Annotated in this window: 2 protein-coding genes; one reads left to right on the top strand and one right to left on the bottom strand. The window is 45.5% G+C overall.

Annotated features, from left to right (window positions below; genetic code table 11):
• A partial coding sequence (locus GX089_14360; GenBank protein ID NLP03673.1) for a citrate/2-methylcitrate synthase occupies positions 1 to 482 on the top strand: 482 nt, incomplete at its 5' end.
• 54 nt (positions 483 to 536) lie between these two features.
• On the opposite strand, the gene GX089_14355 is transcribed toward GX089_14360, so the two are convergent.
• On the bottom strand, positions 537 to 2,153 hold the full coding sequence (locus GX089_14355; GenBank protein NLP03672.1) for a tetratricopeptide repeat protein: 1,617 nt from the start codon (positions 2,151 to 2,153) through the stop codon (positions 537 to 539).
• Positions 2,154 to 2,170 lie beyond the last annotated feature (17 nt).

Genomic DNA, 2,170 nt, shown 5'->3' with positions numbered 1-2,170 from the left:
TGATTACACTCAAAGAGATTGGCTCCCCTAAAAAAGTTCAGCTGTGGTTTGAAAACATGCGTAAAGAGAAGAAAAAAATACCCGGCTTTGGTCATCGGGTATATAAAACCTACGATCCAAGGGCTCGAATCCTCGGCCCACTGGTATCACTTCTGGCTGAACGAAAACCAGCAATGAATGAACTTTTTTTAACTGCCAAAGCCCTGGAAAAAGAAGTGGTAAACACCTATGGAGACAGCAAAAGAATATTCCCAAATGTCGATTTCTATTCCGGACTGGTTTACAGCTTTCTGGGAATCGGACAGAAAATGTTTACCCCTCTGTTCGCAACATCCCGTGTAGCAGGATGGACAGCGAGGATACTGGAATACATGAAACACAACCGGATCTTCAGGCCCAGAGCTCTTTATACCGGCCCGCATGATCTTGTCTATACTCCCATTGAGGAACGGACCAAATCAAAACAAGCTATTCCGGTGTAAATTAATGGAAACTGACTTTCGGAAGCATCTGTCTTCAATAAAAAGGCAGATGCTTTATTTTTCTTTGTCAACTTCAGCAAGATATTGTTTGTAAATTGCTTCCGCGCTCTGAATATCACCCTTTTCCTGCAAAGCCTTGTGCAGATTAAGGATCACATTCCTGCGCTCTTCATCTCGGGGAGCCATCTGGTTTGAAAGCGCCTGACGAAACATCGCGATAGCATCATCATAGCGCTTCTGCTGCAGGTAAATCACACCAACACGGTTCTGAAGCTCGGGAATCCGTGGATGTCTTGGGAACATCTCAAAATATTTCAGATAATACTGAATAGCATTCTCAGGGTTTGTGCGAAATTCAAGCTCTGCAAGCCTCAGCCAACTCTCACCCGCAAATGATCCGGAAGGGAAAAGAGCCAGATATGTCAGGAAAACCTCTTTAGCCTCAAACGGGTTCTTTTCATTTTCAGCCTTCAGCTTACCAATAGAAAACAATGCATCCTCCCTGCGGAGCCTCGATGCACTCTGGTCATCAAAGACCTGCTGGAAAAGCTTTATTGCACTACGCCAATTACCTGCTCTCTCAGCTTTTTGCGCCTTCAGATAATTCTGAGTGGTGATCTTTTCCTGCTCAAAATCATTATCTCCCCCCATCATCATCCTGGCAACCTGATCAGGCGAAACAACAGATCCTTTCCTCTGAACCGGTTCATCCCTCAGTTCAGACTCCTTTACCTCGATTACCGGCTCCGGGTTCACTATGGAGGGTTTCTTTATCTCGCTTAAGGTAACCTCAATCCTGTTTACGATACTGTCACCCGACAGCTCGATTGTAGTATCGACTTTAACATAGCCCCTCTTTGTAATTTGAATACGGTGTATCCCTGCTGGCTGAAGCAGTCCCAAAGGAGCCGTTCCGTAATACTTGTCATTGATTCGCACCTCTGCATCTGGCACATTTGCACTTATGTAGATGGTGCGATAGTCAAGCAATTCCTCAACTGCAGGGAACTGCTCAATCTCTCTGCGCTGCACAACCGGCCCACCATTATGGATCCGGTATTGGTTAGTAGCAGGATCATAAAGAATACTCTGCCCCGCTAGAAGAACAGTATCACCGAAAATGCGCGATGAAATCTTTACCGATCCCTCAAGAACCCTGGTGCTGACCTTTCCGGTAAGATCCGGTTCAACCCTGAAATAAGTACCCTTAACCGTGATCTGATAATCAGGAGTATAAACCTTGAACTCCTCATTAGGCCTCTTGGAATTTACCAGAAATGAAACCCGCCCCCGAGCCATTCCTCCAGTCTCACTCTCCTTAAAGGCCACATTGTAATGAACCCCCTTCTTAGAGAGTTTGGCCAGATGAATACTGGATTCATTCTGAAGCTCCACAACTCCATGAGCATTAACCAGTGTAACTGCTCCTCCAGGAGTGGAACTGAAAGTATTCTCCTCCTGGGCAGACAATTTCAAAAAATTAACCGCCGAGCCATGCAGTTCATATACGAGAGTAGGAACAGTGTGGTCTCTGGTACTCTTGAAATTGAAACCAATAAAACCTGCCACAGCCAGCAATAAGACAGCAGAAAGCACACCTGATGTTTTAAAGGTGGAGAAGAAATGTTCCACTATGAACCAGAAGGGCTGCCTGGATGTCCTTAATGTCAAGTTATCGGACTGCAGCC

It is taken from the genome of Fibrobacter sp., assembly GCA_012523595.1.
Classification (GTDB): Bacteria; Fibrobacterota; Chitinivibrionia; order Chitinivibrionales; family Chitinispirillaceae; genus JAAYIG01.
The sequence above is the reverse complement of the archived record's forward strand: the minus strand, read 5'-3'. Positions and strand labels throughout refer to the sequence as shown.